The sequence below is a fragment of the Enterobacter cloacae complex sp. S1 genome, assembly GCF_014930525.1.
In the GTDB taxonomy this organism is placed as follows: domain Bacteria; phylum Pseudomonadota; class Gammaproteobacteria; order Enterobacterales; family Enterobacteriaceae; genus Enterobacter; species Enterobacter hormaechei_C.
The window spans coordinates 37514-54041 of sequence record NZ_JADBRE010000018.1 but is presented as its reverse complement, the minus strand read 5'-3'; the positions used below and the strand labels follow the sequence as shown (position 1 = coordinate 54041).

The 16528-nt window shown below is 55.1% G+C and carries 13 protein-coding genes; 4 read left to right on the top strand and 9 right to left on the bottom strand.

The genetic code is table 11. The annotated features are described in order from the left end of the window. Positions 1–117: 117 nt before the first annotated feature. The 3 genes from ldtD (at position 118) to IM290_RS13430 (ending at position 3336) form a co-directional block, all read left to right on the top strand. Entirely contained in the window at positions 118–1941 is a 1824-nt protein-coding gene (gene ldtD, locus IM290_RS13440) for a L,D-transpeptidase (RefSeq protein ID WP_193041620.1), read from the top strand. Between the two features lie 175 nt (positions 1942–2116). Next, positions 2117–2668 carry a YcbK family protein gene (locus IM290_RS13435; protein ID WP_193041619.1) on the top strand — a complete coding sequence of 184 codons (552 nt, stop codon included), beginning with the start codon at positions 2117–2119 and terminating at the stop codon, positions 2666–2668. Positions 2669–2688: 20 nt separating this feature from the next. Continuing rightward, on the top strand, positions 2689–3336 hold the full coding sequence (locus tag IM290_RS13430; RefSeq protein ID WP_045338753.1) for an MBL fold metallo-hydrolase: 648 nt from the start codon (positions 2689–2691) through the stop codon (positions 3334–3336). Between the two features lie 53 nt (positions 3337–3389). Here IM290_RS13430 and IM290_RS13425 read toward each other — a convergent pair whose 3' ends face one another. The 4 genes from IM290_RS13425 to pncB form a co-directional block, all read right to left on the bottom strand. Then, positions 3390–4580 (bottom strand): amino acid aminotransferase, encoded by a 1191-nt coding sequence (locus IM290_RS13425; protein WP_017384820.1) that lies wholly within the window; start codon positions 4578–4580, stop codon positions 3390–3392. A 184-nt stretch (positions 4581–4764) separates the two neighbouring features. Further along, the gene (gene ompF / locus IM290_RS13420; protein ID WP_015570956.1) at positions 4765–5823 is read right to left on the bottom strand and encodes a porin OmpF; all 1059 of its coding nucleotides are present in this window, start codon (positions 5821–5823) and stop codon (positions 4765–4767) included. A 606-nt stretch (positions 5824–6429) separates the two neighbouring features. Beyond that, positions 6430–7830 carry an asparagine--tRNA ligase gene (gene asnS, locus IM290_RS13415; RefSeq protein WP_015570955.1) on the bottom strand — a complete coding sequence of 467 codons (1401 nt, stop codon included), beginning with the start codon at positions 7828–7830 and terminating at the stop codon, positions 6430–6432. A 168-nt stretch (positions 7831–7998) separates the two neighbouring features. Next, complete coding sequence (pncB, locus tag IM290_RS13410) at positions 7999–9201, bottom strand: nicotinate phosphoribosyltransferase (RefSeq protein WP_193042441.1); 1203 nt, start codon at positions 9199–9201, stop codon at positions 7999–8001. 254 nt (positions 9202–9455) lie between these two features. Here pncB and pepN point away from each other — a divergent pair, with 254 nt between their 5' ends. Next, on the top strand, positions 9456–12068 hold the full coding sequence (gene pepN / locus IM290_RS13405; protein WP_193042440.1) for an aminopeptidase N: 2613 nt from the start codon (positions 9456–9458) through the stop codon (positions 12066–12068). Between the two features lie 100 nt (positions 12069–12168). On the opposite strand, the gene ssuB is transcribed toward pepN, so the two are convergent. From ssuB to ssuE, 5 genes are read right to left on the bottom strand one after another with little or no spacing between them, the layout of a single operon-like run. Beyond that, on the bottom strand, positions 12169–12939 hold the full coding sequence (ssuB, locus tag IM290_RS13400) for an aliphatic sulfonates ABC transporter ATP-binding protein (RefSeq protein WP_193042439.1): 771 nt from the start codon (positions 12937–12939) through the stop codon (positions 12169–12171). After that, entirely contained in the window at positions 12936–13727 is a 792-nt protein-coding gene (gene ssuC, locus IM290_RS13395) for an aliphatic sulfonate ABC transporter permease SsuC (protein WP_003858185.1), read from the bottom strand. Before ssuC ends, ssuB begins: the two co-directional genes overlap by 4 nt. Positions 13728–13736: 9 nt before the next feature. After that, complete coding sequence (gene ssuD, locus IM290_RS13390; protein WP_017384817.1) at positions 13737–14882, bottom strand: FMNH2-dependent alkanesulfonate monooxygenase; 1146 nt, start codon at positions 14880–14882, stop codon at positions 13737–13739. Then, on the bottom strand, positions 14879–15841 hold the full coding sequence (locus IM290_RS13385; RefSeq protein ID WP_193042438.1) for a sulfonate ABC transporter substrate-binding protein: 963 nt from the start codon (positions 15839–15841) through the stop codon (positions 14879–14881). The genes ssuD and IM290_RS13385 overlap by 4 nt, the downstream gene beginning before the upstream one ends. Then, a complete protein-coding gene (ssuE, locus tag IM290_RS13380) occupies positions 15834–16409 on the bottom strand; it encodes an NADPH-dependent FMN reductase (protein ID WP_003858180.1) in 576 nt (191 codons plus the stop codon). Before ssuE ends, IM290_RS13385 begins: the two co-directional genes overlap by 8 nt. Between the last annotated feature and the right edge of the window lie 119 nt (positions 16410–16528).

Here is a 16528-nt window from a genome sequence, read left to right as displayed (position 1 = left end):
AGGGCTGCGTTATCTTTAAACTTCTTTACATAAGGTAAGGCAGCAGCGAGTATGCCTTTCTATACTGAAGGAAAGCTCCAGAATAATGGGCATGTCGTGAAAAACAGGGGGCAAGGGATGTTGCTTAAGAAAAATCGTGGTCGTCAGCTGTCTGCGCTGAGTTTGTGCCTGACAGTGATGTTTGCTCCACTGTTTACCGCTCAGGCCGATGAGCCTGAAATTGTACCGACTGACAGCTCCGCGACGATGGGCGTGCAGCCGACGTCGCTGTCACAACCGCTGGATCAGTCTCCGGCGACGGCCATCATGGCCGGCATTAAACCGCTGCCGGAAGGCATCGATACTGAATCATTACGCCAGCAGCTTATGACCGGCCTGCCCTCGGGCTATACTCCCGCTTATATTAACCAGCTCACGCTGCTTTACGCTGCGCGCGATATGAAACCGATGTGGGAAAATCGCGAGGCGGTACGAGCCTTCCAGCAGCAGCTGGCTGAAGTGGCGATTGCAGGCTTTCAGCCGCAGTTCACGACCTGGGTTGAGCTCCTGACCGACCCTGCCGTTACCGGACAGGCGCGTGACGTGGTGTTGTCTGATGCCATGATGGGCTACTTACAGTTTGTGGCGGGGATTTCGGTGAACGGCAACCGCTGGTTATACAGCAGTAAACCGTACAAGCTGGCGACGCCTGCGCTGTCCGTCATTAATCAGTGGCAGCTGTCGCTGGATAACGGCGAACTGCCGCGCTTTATCGCAAGCCTTGCGCCTGCCCATCCGCAATATGCCACGATGCATCAGTCGCTTCTTGAGCTGGTTGCGGATTCCCGCCCGTGGCCTCAGCTGCGTGGCACCACAACGCTGCGTCCGGGGCAGTGGAGCAGCGATGTGCCTGCGATCCGCGAAATTATGAAACGCTCCGGCATTCTTGACAGCGGCCCTAAAATTGCTCTGCCCGGTGACGAGACGCAAAATGCGGTCGTCAGCCCGTCGGCGCCGGTAAAAGAGAAAACGGCCGTTGCGTTGAGCAATAAGCCCGCCGCTTACGATCGCGAGCTGGTCGCCGCAGTGAAGCAGTTCCAGGCCGCGCAGGGGCTTGGCGCTGACGGCGTGATTGGTCCATCTACTCGCGACTGGCTGAACGTCTCTCCGGCCCAGCGGGCAGGAGTGCTGGCGTTGAATATCCAGCGCTTGCGCTTGCTGCCGGGCACGTTATCCACCGGCATTATGGTCAACATTCCGGCGTACTCCCTGGTCTACTATCAGGACGGTAGCGAAGTGCTGGCGTCCCGCGTGATTGTCGGCCGACCTGACCGTAAAACGCCAATGATGAGCAGCGCGCTGAATAACGTGGTGGTTAACCCGCCGTGGAACGTGCCGCCGACGCTGGCGCGCAAAGATATCCTGCCTAAGGTATGGAATGACCCAGGTTATCTGGAGCGACATAACTATACGGTGATGCGTGGCTGGAACAGCAAAGAAGCGATTGATCCCTGGATGGTCGACTGGTCAACGATTACGCCTTCGAACCTGCCGTTTCGTTTCCAGCAGGCACCTGGCGCACATAACTCGCTGGGACGTTACAAATTCAATATGCCAAGTTCGGACGCTATCTACCTGCATGATACCCCAAACCATAATCTGTTCCAGAAAGATGCACGCGCGCTCAGCTCGGGCTGTGTCCGCGTGAACAAGGCCTCCGAGCTGGCGAATATGCTGTTGCAGGATGCAGGCTGGAACGATACGCGGATATCAGATGCCCTGAAGCAGGGGGATACGCGTTACGTCAATATCCGCCACAATATTCCGGTCAATCTTTACTATCTGACGGCGTTTGTAGGCGCGGACGGACGCACCCAGTATCGTACAGATATTTACAATTATGATCTGACAGCGCGATCCGGCGCACAAATTTTGCCAAAAGCGGAACAATTAATCAGGTAAATGAAGTAGTTCGGTAAAAATGATTGTCGTAAGTTATGGTGAATATGAGGCGATCTGGCTGCAAGCCGCGTATTCACTGGGGTTGGGCGCCTTGACGTAGCAGGCTTTGCCAGTTATGGTGCCCTTCGTGCGCTAAGCATATTGACAATTTCTTTTACCTGTAGACCTGATTATCATGGACAAATTTGACGCTAATCGCCGCAAATTGCTGGCGTTAGGTGGCGTTGCGCTGGGCGCAGCAGCCATCCTTCCGACGCCAGCATTTGCCACCCTCTCGACACCTCGTCCGCGTATTTTAACGCTCAACAATCTGCATACTGGTGAGACGCTTAAAGCGGAATTTTTCGATGGCAGAGGCTATATTCAGGATGAATTAGCAAGACTCAACCATTTTTTCCGTGATTTCCGCGCGAATAAAATCAAAGCCATCGACCCTGGATTATTCGATCAGCTTTACCGCTTGCAGGGACTGCTGGGGACCAAAAGGCCGGTGCAACTCATTTCTGGCTATCGCTCTCTGGATACCAACAATGAACTGCGCGCCCACAGCCGTGGGGTAGCGAAAAAAAGCTATCACACTAAAGGGCAGGCGATGGATTTCCATATTGAAGGCGTTTCGTTAGCCAATATTCGCAAAGCGGCGTTATCTATGCGCGCAGGTGGTGTAGGATACTACCCACGTAGCAACTTTTTGCATATTGATACCGGGCCGGTTCGGCACTGGTAATAACGAAACACAGGAGCAGTATGAACTATCGTATTATTCCGGTTACCGCGTTCTCACAGAACTGTTCATTGATCTGGTGTGAACAAACTAAACTGGCCGCGCTTGTTGATCCCGGTGGCGACGCTGAGACAATCAAGCAGGAAGTCGCTGCCAGCGGTGTAACGCTGATGCAGATTTTACTCACCCATGGCCATCTCGACCATGTGGGTGCAGCGGCAGAACTGGCTGAACACTACGGTGTGCCGATTATCGGCCCGGAAAAAGAAGATGAGTTCTGGCTTCAGGGGCTACCTGCCCAAAGCCGCATGTTTGGTCTGGATGACTGTCAGCCACTGACACCGGACCGCTGGCTGAACGAAGACGATCGCGTTAACGTAGGGAATGTAACTTTACAGGTGTTGCATTGCCCCGGGCATACGCCCGGCCATATTGTCTTCTTTGATGACGTGTCGCGCCTGCTGATTTCCGGTGACGTGATTTTCAAAGGGGGCGTAGGACGCAGTGATTTCCCACGCGGCGATCACGGTCAGCTGATTCAGTCGATTAAGCAGAAGTTATTGCCGTTAGGTGATGATGTGACGTTTATCCCTGGACACGGACCGATGTCGACGCTGGGCGATGAGCGGTTGCATAACCCGTTCCTTCAGGATGAAATGCCTGTCTGGTAAACCCGGTAAAATAAAAAAGCCTGCGCGATGCAGGCTTTTTTTATGGGTGCAGATTACAGCACCGCGACAATGGCTTCGCACAGCGGCGCCATGTTGTCAGGCGTCATACCTGCAACGTTCACGCGGCCAGAGGCAACGGCATACACGCCAAACTCTTCACGCAGGCGCAGCACCTGCTCTTTGGTCAGGCCGCTGAAGGAGAACATGCCGTTCTGCTTGATGATGAAGCTGAAGTCACGGTCAGCGCCTTTCTCAGCCAGCGTGTTCACAAACAGCAGACGCATGCGCTGAATGCGCTGACGCATATCGTTCAGCTCTTGTTCCCAGATTGCGCGCAGCGCATCGTTGCTCAGGATCGTCGCGACCACAGACGCACCGTGTGCCGGTGGGTTAGAGTAGTTAGCGCGGATCACGGACTTCATCTGGCTGAATGCGCGATCGACGGTTGCTTCGTCAGCAGCCACCAGCGTACAGGCGCCGACACGCTCGTTATACAGACCAAAGTTCTTGGAATAGGAGCTTGCGACAATCAGCTCCTGATGCACGGCGGCGAATGCGCGCAGACCTTCTGCATCTTCTTCCAGACCACGGGCAAAGCCCTGGTAAGCGAAGTCGAACAGCGGCAGCCAGCCTTTTTCAACGGACAGCTTAGCCAGCTGTTCCCACTGCTCAAGCGTAGGATCGATACCGGTTGGGTTATGGCAGCAGCCGTGGAACAGCACCACATCGCCCGCCTGGGCTTCGCTCAGGCTGGCCAGTAGACCGTCGAAATCCAGCGCGTGGTTTGCCGCGTCGTAGTAGGCGTATTCACGCACTTCCAGACCCGCAGAATTAAAAACGCTCTTGTGGTTCGGCCAGCTTGGATTGCTTACCCACACACGCTTCACAGAGGTGTTTTTCGCCAGGAAATCTGCCGCCACGCGCAGTGCGCCGGTACCGCCTGGGGTCTGCGCCGTGCGGGCGCGTTTTTCGCTCACAATGGTGCTGCCTTTGCCGAACAGCAGCTCCTGGGTGCAGCGACCAAATTCAGGGATACCATCAATACCGAGGTAGTTTTTGGTGGTTTCGTTTTCCAGCAGATACTGCTCAGCTTTTTTGACGCTGGTCAGTACCGGAGTTTTGCCGGTTTCATCTTTATATACACCAATACCCAGGTTGATTTTGCCAGGGCGGTCGTCGGCACGAAACAGATCGGCCAGGCCCAGAATTGGGTCGGCAGGAGCGGCAGTAATGTTCTCAAACATGACGAAGTTCCATTGTGATTACAGAAGTGAAATCCGCTATCAGGTTAACGGTAGATTTACAAAATGCCAACCGTTTGCGACGAAAAGCGTGCGGCTTTTCAAAAGTCGCTATTATTTTCTCTCAGGAATAAAAAAACAGGGCCGAAGCCCTGTTCATTAAACATATAACAACGAGGTGTGCTGATTAGAACTGGTAAACCAGACCCAGAGCCACGATATCGTCGTTGTTGATGCCCAGCTTGTTGTCGTCTTTCAGCTGGTTGATCTGATAGTCAACATAGGTAGACATGTTTTTGTTGAAGTAGTATGTCGCACCAACGTCGATGTAGTTGATGTAGTCTTCGTCACCGATACCTTCTACGTCTTTCGCTTTAGATTTGTAGTAAGCGATGGATGGACGCAGACCGAAGTCGAACTGGTACTGAGCGACGACAGAGAAGTCCTGAGACTTGTTAGCGAAACCACGGCTGCCCAGACGCGCTGCGTTACGCATCTCGCCATAAATAGCTGCCAGGTAGATGTTGTTCGCGTCATATTTCAGGCCGGTTGCCCACTGCTCAGCTTTGTCGCCTTTACCCCAATCCAGCGTCTGCTGGTTGTTGGTACGGTCAGCTGCACCATAAGCACCCACAATGCCGAAACCGTCGAAATCATAGCTCAGAGAGGTTGCCCAGCCGTCACCGTTGGAACGTACTGCGTCATCACGTTCATTTTTGCCCAGGTACTGAACACCAAAGTTCAGACCGTCAACCAGGCCGAAGAAGTTGCTGTTACGGTAAGTCGCCAGACCACCCGTACGGCCTGCGAAGAAGTTATCGCTCGCGCCGGTGTCGCCGCCGAACTCAGGCAGCATATCGGTGATGCCGATTGCGTCATAGACCAGACCGTAGTTACGACCGTAGTCGAAGGAGCCTGCGTCACCAAATTTCAGACCTGCGAATGCCAGACGGGTTTTGTTGCCGTTCTGTGCATCGCCACCTTCAGAGTTGTTACCCTGGAAGTTGTATTCCCACTGACCGTAGCCAGTCAGCTGATCGTTGATCTGAGTTTCACCTTTGAAGCCCAGACGCGCGTAAGTGTTGTCGCCATCGTTGCCCGCGTAATCAGAGAAGTAATGCAGGCCAACTGCTTTCCCGTAAAGATCTAATTTGTTGCCGTCTTTGTTATAGATTTCAGCAGCGTTTGCTGCACCGGCTACCAGCAGGGCAGGGACTACCACTGCCAGGATATTGCGCTTCATCATTATTTATTACCCTCATTGGTTTTTTTATGACACTCGCCACTGCCGCCAATAAATTCTGTCAATAAATATTTCCGGAACTATTGATGAGAGTTAGGTGTCTTTATGTGTCTGACAGGCATCTTTCCATTCATAGAACCGTTTCGCTACACTGAAAGTGCTACAATCTTCAAGATTCAGTTACCAAAAGAAAATATGTGTAACTAAATATGTATTTTTGGGAACTTTGTGAAGCACCTCAAATTTCAGTGCCGCCTGGCGAATTAAACATCCGCTTTATTCTTATATATATGATTTCCTTATGTTTAATTTAGCTAAAGGCCTTTCGTATAAACAGAAGTTAAACGGCTCATTTTTTCTTATGATTGACAAAAGCCATCCAGATGGCTGTGAAATTGATTGTTTTTTATGCTAATGCGTAAGGATTGTTTTAAGCGCAATAAGAATGGGGTTATTTTTTTGTCTCAGGATATTTCGTGGAAACAAAACGTAACAGGTAGAGGTAATAGCGGGGTTGTGGTTTAAAGACGCTTACTTCTGACTGACGAAAACTGACATTGCAGGATAAAATAATGGCCAGCATTTGCTGGCCATTAATGATTTGGTCGGTTAGAAACTTGCGTTACGCGGTGTGCGTGGGAACGGAATCACATCACGTACGTTCTGAACACCTGTTACGTAAGCAATCAGACGTTCGAAGCCCAGGCCAAAGCCGGAGTGTGGAACGGTGCCGTAGCGACGGAGATCGCGATACCAGCTGTAGTCCGCCGGGTTAAGGCCCATCTCCTGCATACGCGCGTCCAGCACATCCAGGCGCTCTTCACGCTGGGAGCCACCGATGATCTCACCGATGCCCGGCGCGAGGACATCCATCGCGGCAACGGTTTTACCGTCTTCGTTAAGGCGCATATAGAACGCCTTAATGTCTTTCGGATAGTTTTTCACCACAACCGGTGCTTTAAAGTGCTTCTCTGCCAGATAACGTTCGTGCTCGGAGGAGAGATCCACGCCCCAGTAAACCGGGTTTTCGAATTTCTCACCGCATTTTTCCAGGATTGCGACCGCGTCGGTGTAATCCACCTGCGCGAAGTCTGCTGAGACGAAGCGCTCAAGACGGGCGATGGCGTCGTTATCGACACGCTCAGCGAAGAATTTCATGTCGTCTGCACGCTCTTCGAGAACGGCTTTAAACACGTATTTCAGCATCGCTTCTGCCAGGGCTGCCGCGTCATTTAGATCGGCAAAGGCCACTTCCGGCTCCAGCATCCAGAATTCCGCCAGGTGACGGCTGGTGTTGGAGTTTTCCGCACGGAAGGTTGGGCCGAAGGTGTAGATCTTAGACAGCGCACAGGCGTAGGTTTCACCGTTGAGCTGGCCGGAAACCGTCAGGAAGGCTTCTTTACCAAAGAAGTCTTTGTCGTAATCGACTTTACCTTCCGGCGTACGCGGCAGGTTTTCCATATCCAGCGTTGAAACGCGGAACATTTCACCTGCGCCTTCGGTATCGGAAGCCGTGATCAGCGGAGTAGAAACCCAGAAGTAACCCTGCTCGTCAAAGAAACGATGCAGCGCCTGCGCCAGCGTATGACGCACGCGGGCAACCGCACCAATCAGGTTGGTGCGCGGACGCAGGTGCGCGACTTCACGCAGATATTCGATGCTGTGACGCTTTGCAGCCATCGGGTAGGTGTCAGGATCTTCAACCCAGCCGGTCACTTCCACCGAGGTCGCCTGAATTTCGTAGCTCTGACCCTGGCCCGGAGAGGCCACCACAACACCGGTGACGATCACGGAACAGCCGGTTGTCAGGTGCAGAACGTCATCATTGTAATTGGGCAGAGAATTATTAATGACGGCCTGTACAGGATCAAAGCAGGAACCGTCATAGACGGCGAGGAAGGAGATGCCAGCTTTAGAATCTCGGCGAGTACGCACCCATCCGCGCACGGTGACCTCCTGGTCAACGGCGACACGGCCCTGGAGTACGTCGGCTACAGGCACAACGCTCATAATATTCTCTCTGTTAATAGTCGGAAAAAATAAACACTTGTCCGCCCTTATAGGGGGGATATCTATGTTACCTGCCATCCGCTATCAGACAAGTAAATTTCACCGTCTTAAGAGAAGAAATAAGAAATTAATAAGAGAAGGGGAGCCATGAAGGCTCCCCCGAAGCCGTTAACTGGCTTTTTTAACCTGAGGCAAATCGAAGGCTTTACGTAATGCGCGGACAAACGCTTTGTCATGGCAGATGGTTTTGCCCGGACTGTCGGAGAGCTTCGCGACCGGCTTACCGTTACATTCCACCAGTTTTATGACGATGTTCAGCGGTTTCACCTGAGGAATATCACAGGTTAACCGCGTACCAATCCCGAAACTCAGGTTCACCCGCGATGAGAAATGGCGATAAAGGTCGACGGCTTTCGCCAGGTCAAGGTTATCGGAGAAGACCAGCACCTTACTCATGGGGTCGATGCCCAGTTTTTCGTAATGGGCGATGGCTTTCTCACCCCATTCAACCGGGTCCCCGGAATCATGGCGCAAACCCTGGTAGCGTTCGGCAAACTCAGGGCCAAAGTCGCGCAGGAACGCGTCCATGGTAATGCAGTCGGTAAGGGCAATACCCAGCCGATTCGGGTATTCCTCTAACCACGCGGCGAGGGCGGCGCGCTGGCTGTTGGCAAGGTCAGGGCTGATCTGCTGGTGCGCCTGGAACCATTCGTGCGCCTGGGTGCCCATCGGCGTTAAATCAAGGCGACGTGCCAGATCGTAGTTACTGGTGCCAACGAACCACGGCTCCTGTTGCAGACGTCTGACAATGGCTTCCTGAACCTCGCGAGAGAAGCGGCGGCGCGTGCCAAAGTCCATCAGACGGAAGCGGGACATATCCAGCCCTTCGGTCAGTGTGGAAAACTCAACGAGTTTATTCTCCAGAGCGGCAACCGCCTGCGTCACACCGGTTTCAGGGGAGCGATAGCGGTGGGCCAGCTCGCTGATCACGGCCAGAAGCGGCACTTCCCACATGATCACCTCGCGCCACGGGCCGGTCAGACGAATGTCCAGCTTGCCGTTATCATTGGTGACGGTGACCTGTTCCGGGTTATAGCGGAACTCACGCAGCCAGTTCAGATAATCCGCTTTAAAGAAAGGCAGGCCTGAAAGCCACTGATATTCGTCATCGGTGAGCGCCAGATGCTGCATGGCCTCGACCTGTTCACGAATGGAATCTGCGTAGATACCCAGCAAGTCGTCACCCCGGCAGCGAAATTCCGCCGCAACATGGACATCATGATAGTGGTGAAACACGGCTTGCTGCATATGCAGCTTGTACGCGTCGGTATCCAGCAACGTATGCAGAACCGGAGAAGCGAATTGAGTCATAGGTGCGCTGTAGCATCCTCTCACGGGAGCGTTTAGTACAATAAACAACTCCGGAGTATACCCTGTTTAGTGATTTATTGAACCCCGATCACAACATAAGCACACTTTATGGTCGAGAGCATTTCGTGCCCCGTGTTATAAAAATGTAGCTAAAAAGGGCGTTGTGCCTGAAAAGATGAACATTCTGCATAGCGCGTTTTACACAACAGGAATATATTGAATCGTTACTCGACAAACGATGCATAAGGTTTTCTATGACACAACAGCCACAAGCTAAATACCGCCACGACTATCGTGCGCCGGAATACCTGATAAGCGATATCGATCTGACTTTCGACCTGGATGCCACAAAAACCGTGGTGACGGCGGTAAGCCAGGTGACGCGCCAGAGCGCGACAGCCGTGCCGCTGCGTCTGGATGGTGAAGACCTGACGCTGGTTTCCCTGCATATTAACGATGAAGCCTGGTCAGACTATAAAGAAGAAGGCAACCAGCTGGTCATCGACAACCTGCCGGAACGCTTTACCCTGCGCATCGTGAATGAAATTAGCCCTGCCGCCAATACCGCGCTGGAAGGACTTTACCAGTCAGGCGTAGCCCTGTGTACCCAGTGTGAAGCCGAAGGTTTCCGCCATATCACCTGGCATCTGGATCGCCCGGACGTCCTGGCGCGCTTTACCACCAAAATTATTGCCGACAAAACGCTGTACCCGTACCTGCTTTCCAACGGCAACCGGATTGGTGAAGGGGAACTGGAGAATGGCCGTCACTGGGTACAGTGGCAGGATCCGTTCCCGAAGCCCTGCTATCTGTTTGCGCTGGTGGCGGGAGATTTCGATGTCCTGCGCGACACCTTTAAAACGCGCTCTGGCCGTGAAGTCGCGCTGGAGCTGTTCGTGGACCGTGGCAACCTTGACCGCGCACCGTGGGCAATGACCTCCCTCATCAACTCCATGAAGTGGGATGAAACGCGCTTTGGCCTCGAATATGACCTCGACATCTATATGATCGTTGCGGTCGATTTCTTCAACATGGGCGCGATGGAGAATAAAGGTCTTAACATCTTTAACTCTAAATACGTGCTGGCGCGTACCGATACCGCCACGGATAAAGATTACCTCGATATCGAACGCGTTATCGGCCACGAATATTTCCATAACTGGACCGGGAACCGCGTCACCTGTCGCGACTGGTTCCAGCTGAGCCTGAAAGAGGGCTTAACCGTCTTCCGCGATCAGGAGTTCAGCTCCGATCTGGGATCGCGGGCGGTGAACCGCATCAACAACGTGCGCACCATGCGTGGTCTGCAATTTGCAGAAGATGCCAGCCCAATGGCGCACCCGATCCGCCCGGATAAAGTCATTGAGATGAATAACTTCTACACCCTGACGGTGTATGAAAAAGGCGCTGAAATTATCCGTATGATCCACACCCTGCTGGGCGAAGAGAATTTCCAGAAAGGGATGCAGCTTTACTTTGAGCGTCACGACGGCAGTGCGGCCACCTGCGACGATTTCGTCCAGGCGATGGAGGACGCCTCTAACGTCGATCTGTCTCATTTCCGCCGCTGGTACAGCCAGGCCGGTACGCCGATTGTGACGGTCAAAGACGACTACAACCCGGAAACCGAGCAGTACACGCTGACCATCAGCCAGCGCACGCCGCCAACGGCCGAGCAGGAAGAGAAACATCCGCTGCACATTCCGTTCAGCGTTGAGCTGTACGACAACGAAGGCAACGTGATCCCGTTACAGAAGGGCGGCCACCCGGTGCATAACGTGCTGAACGTGACCCAGGCAGAGCAGACCTTTATCTTCGATAACGTCTATTTCCAGCCCGTTCCTGCCCTGCTGTGCGAATTCTCCGCGCCGGTGAAACTCGAATATAAGTGGAGCGATCAGCAGTTGACGTTCCTGATGCGTCACGCGCGCAACGATTTCTCGCGCTGGGATGCGGCACAAAGCCTGCTGGCGACCTACATCAAGCTGAACGTCAACCGTTACCAGCAGGGCCAGCCGCTGACGCTGCCGGTTCATGTGGCAGACGCGTTCCGTGCCATCCTGCTGGATGAGAACATTGACCCGGCGCTGGCGGCTGAAATTTTAACGCTGCCTTCTGCGACTGAAATCGCCGAGCTGTTTGACATCATCGACCCGATTGCCATCGTCGCCGTGCGTGAAGCGCTGACCCGCACGCTGGCGACCGAACTGGCAGATGAGTTCCTCGCCATTTACAACGCCAACAAGCTGAACGCGTATCGGGTGGAACATGCGGATATCGGTAAACGTTCCCTGCGCAATACCTGCCTGCGCTATCTGGCGTTTGGTGAGGCAGAGCTGGCGAACACGCTGGTCAGCAAGCAGTACCACGAAGCCGATAACATGACGGATGCCCTGGCCGCGCTCGCCGCAAGCGTTGCCGCCGAGCTGCCGTGCCGCGATGCGCTGATGCAGGAGTACGACGATAAGTGGCATCAGGATGGTCTGGTGATGGACAAGTGGTTTATTCTTCAGGCCACCAGCCCGGCAGCCGATGTACTCAGCAAGGTTCGCAGCCTGCTGAAGCACCGTTCGTTCACCATGAGCAACCCGAACCGCGTCCGCTCTCTGATTGGTGCCTTCGCCAGCAGCAACCCGGCCGCGTTCCATGCCGAAGACGGCAGCGGTTATCAGTTCATGGTTGAAATGCTGACCGAGCTGAACAGCCGTAACCCGCAGGTGGCGTCTCGTCTGATTGAGCCGCTGATCCGCCTGAAACGTTACGATGCGCAGCGTCAGGCGAAAATGCGCGCCGCGCTTGAGCAGCTGAAAGGGCTGGAAAATCTGTCTGGCGATCTGTACGAGAAGATTGCTAAGGCGCTCGCCTGATGTAAAAAAGCCCGGTGGCGCTACGCTTACCGGGCCTACGTGGGGTCGCCGGGCATCGGTTTTCTCCCTCTCCCTGTGGGAGAGGGCCGGGGTGAGGGCATCAGGCATTAGCCTTTATCCGCTGAATCTCCGCTTCCCCACGTTTCATCACCCGATCCAGTACTTCGGCTTCCAGCTCCGCCAGTCTGGCCGATCCCACGCGGCGAGGACGTGGAATATCTACCGTCAGATCCAGACCAATTTTGCCCTCTTCTATTAACAGCACCCTGTCTGCCATTGCCACGGCTTCACTGACATCATGCGTCACCAGCAGTACCGTAAAGCCGTGCGTCTGCCAGAGGGTTTCAATCAGATCCTGCATCTCGATCCGCGTCAGGGCATCAAGCGCGCCGAGCGGTTCATCAAGCAGCAACAGGCCGGGACGGTGAATCAGCGCGCGAGCCAGCGCTACGCGCTGCTTTTGTCCACCCGACAGGGCCGCAGGCCACTCTCCCGCGCGATTCTCCAGCCCTACCGCAGCGAGTGCCTGCCGGGCGTCCTCCCGCCAGCTGCCCTTCAGAGCCAGCCCGACGTTATCCATCACCGTTTTCCACGGCAGCAGACGCGCGTCCTGAAACATCATGCGCGTATCATCCTGAATCGTGGCCAGCGGCGTAGTGCCTGCCAGAATGTCACCGCTGTTTGGCGCTTCCAGCCCGGCTAAAAGACGCAGCAGGGTACTCTTGCCGCCACCGCTGCGGCCGACAACGGCCACAAACTGTCCGGCAGGAATATGCAGATCCAGTGCATTCAGAATGGTGTTGTCGCCGTAGCGTTTGGTCACGCCGTTCAGCAGTAACGGTGTTCCCTGGTTCAGTCGTGCAGTATTCATGCTTTCGCCTCCTGAGCGGTGTAGGCCGGGTTCCAGCGCAGCCAGCTACGTTCCAGCCACTGGGCGCTGACGTCCGCAAGTTTGCCGAGCAGGGCATAAAGGATAATGGCAACCACCACCACGTCCGTTTGCAGGAACTCGCGGGCGTTCATCGCCAGATAACCAATGCCGGAGTTAGCCGAAATGGTTTCCGCCACGATCAGGGTTAGCCACATCAGGCCGAGCGCAAAACGCACCCCAACCATAATGGAGGGCAGGGCGCCCGGCAGGATCACATGGGTAAACAGGGCAAAACCTGACAGGCCATAGCTGCGGGCCATCTCCACCAGACCGCGATCGATATTACGGATCCCATGCCAGGTATTGATATAAATCGGGAATAACGTTCCCAGCGCCACGAGGAAAATTTTGGCGCTCTCATCAATGCCAAACCACAGGATAACCAGCGGAATAAGCGCCAGATGCGGCACGTTGCGCAGCATCTGAACGGAGGTATCCAGCAGCCGCTCACCCCAGCGTGACAGGCCGCTGATCAGCCCCAGCGTCAGGCCGATGCTTCCGCCAATCGAAAAGCCAATTACCGCGCGCCAGGAGCTGATGGCAAGATGTTGCCACAGCTCACCGCTGGCGCTTAGCGACCAGAACGCTTCCACAACGCCCTCCGGAGAGGGCAAAATGCGGCTCGACAGCCAGCCAGTTGAAGACGCCAGTTGCCAGACGAGGACAATGCCGACGGGCAGAAACCACGGCGCGGCGCGCAGCAGCCATTTTTGTGCGGTTGCAGACATGGTGGCTCCTTAGCTTTGCGCGACTTTTCTCGGGATAAACGCGTTCGCCACGGCTTCGCCCTGCAACTGAAGCTGACGTGGCTGCGGAATTTCCGGGATAGCGACATCCAGATGCGGGAACAGCAGTTCACCCACCTTGTACGCCTCCTCCAGATGTGGGTAGCCAGACAGGATAAAGCTGTCGATCCCCAGCGCCGCGTATTCATTAATGCGTGCCGCTACGGTTGGACCGTCGCCGACCAGTGCCGTGCCGGCGCCGCCGCGCACCAGACCTACCCCGGCCCACAGGTTCGGGCTGATCTCAAGATTTTCACGCTTGCCGTTGTGCAGGGAAGCCATCCGATGCTGGCCCACGGAGTCGGTTTTGGCAAACGCCGCCTGTGCTTTGGCGATAGTGTCGTCGTCCAGATGAGCGATCAGACGGTCGGCGGCTTGCCAGGCCTCGTCGTTGGTTTCGCGGACGATCACGTGCAGGCGAATACCAAAGCGTACCGTACGGCCATGTTCTGCGGCTTTAGCGCGTACCTGAGCAATTTTCTCTTTCACCAGCTCCGGTGGCTCGCCCCAGGTCAGATAGAGATCGACCTGCTCAGCCGCCAGTTCCTGCGCCACGTCCGACGATCCGCCGAAATAGAGAGGAGGGCGCGGCTGCTGTACCGGCGGGAAGTAGAGCTGCGCATCGCGAACGTGGATATGTTTCCCTTCGAAGGTGACGGTTTCCCCTTCCAGCAGACGTCGCCAGACGCGGGTGAACTCTGCAGAGGCTTCATAGCGCTCGGTATGATCGAGGAAGACGCCATCGCCCGCCAGCTCCTGCGGATCGCTGCCCGTCACCAGGTTGAACAGCGCACGGCCGTTGGAAAGCCTGTCCAGCGTTGCCGCCTGACGCGCCGCGACGGTGGGCGACACCACGCTCGGGCGCAAGGCTACCAGGAATTTCAGGCGCTGGGTGACGGGGATCATTGACGCGGCAACCAGCCACGCATCCTCACACGAGCGGCCCGTCGGGATCAGTACCCCGGTAAAACCGATGCGGTCTGCCGCCTGGGCGATCTGCTGTAGATAGCCGTGATCGACCGGGCGGGCGCCTTCTTCTGTGCCAAGATAGTGTCCATCACCGTGGGTGGGTAAAAACCAGAAAAGATTTAGACTCATGATTTTTTTCCTTCAATGCCAGCGGGTTGCCAGATGCGTTCGCGAATATTCACCTGCTTTGGAATCAGGCGGTTTTGATAAAAGAGGTCTGCCGTTTGCTGCTGGAGAGCGGCAACGTGGGCGTCAACCGGTGCGATGGTGGTGGGAGGACGGTGGTCAAGATAGGTGGCGATCACCGGTTCAGGCAGGCCCATGGTTTTTGCCAGCAGCGTGATGCTCTGCTGACGCTGGCTTTGGGTCAGCTCATCGGCCTGAGAGAAGGTATCCAGCACCTGCTGAATAAATGCGCCATTTTTCTCAGCGTAAGGACGTGCCGCCAGGTAGAACGAACCGGTCTGCTTCAGGGTGGTGCCGTCTTTCAGCACCCGCACACCGCCCTGCAACAGTGCTGCGGAGTAGTACGGATCCCAGATAGCCCAGGCATCAACATTTTTTTGCTGAAACGCCGCGCGCGCATCGGCAGGCGTCAGGTAAACGGGCTGGATATCGGTGAATTTAAGGCCGGCCTCCTGCAACGCGCGCAGCAGCAGGTTGTGCGAGCTGGAACCTTTCTGGAAAGCAACCTTATGGCCTTTGAGGTCGGCGACGCTTTTGATCTCGCTGTTTTCCGGCACCAAAATAACCTCTGCCTTCGGTTTGGCGGGCTCAACGCCAACGTAAACCAGATCCGCCCCGGCAGCCTGCGCAAAGATCGGCGGGATATCGCCTGTGCTGCCTAAATCAATACTCCCGACGTTCAGCGCCTCCAGCATCTGTGGTCCGGCAGGGAACTCGACCCATGAGAATTTGGTCTCCGGGAAACGCTTCTCAAGCAACGCATGGCTTTTCGCCAGCACCATGCTGACGCTGCCTTTCTGATAACCGATACGCAGGCTCTCCGGCGCTTTCTCCGCTGCCTGAGCCAGCGACGCCACTGCCAGCAGACCTGCCAGCCCGATACGGGTAACTGTTTTAAACATGCGCCACTCCTTGTGATTGATGAAATGCCGCCGCGTGGCGATCCCGACGGTTCAGGGCGTGCCAGAAGGTTTCGAGCGCACTGTCGAGGCGGGTTTGCAGATTCGGCGTGAAATGGGGTTTATGCTGGTAGTCGATTACCTGTGAGTCGTCAGCGAAGACGCCATGCAGGATCTCCTGCGCTTTCAGCGCGTTCAGAACCGGCTTGAGGGCATAATCCACCGCCAGTAAATGGGCTACCGTACCGCCTGTGGCCAGCGGCAGGACGACCTTACCGTCCAGCGCGCGTTCGGGCAGCAGATCGAGCAGCGTTTTCAGTGCGCCGGAAAAAGAAGCTTTATAAATCGGTGTCGCGACGACCAGCCCGTCAGCACTCTTAAGTTGTTCGATCAGGGTTTTCAGCGCCGGGCTGTCGAAACGGGCGTAGAGTAGATCTTCAGGCGCGAAATTGTGCAAATTCCAGTGACACACTTCCACATCCAGAGCATTAAGCTTTTCGCGAGCGTATTCCAGCAGTGCGCTGGAGCGAGAGGGGAAGCGGGGGCTTCCGGCCAGGGTAATGACGCGCATGGTTGCTCCTTATAACTAATTGTTTGCTTTTATCTAACATTCATAACAATTTTCAGGAGTGTGACATTGCGCGGTTATTCCACTAAATGATTTATCCTCAGGATGAATGCAGAAAAATG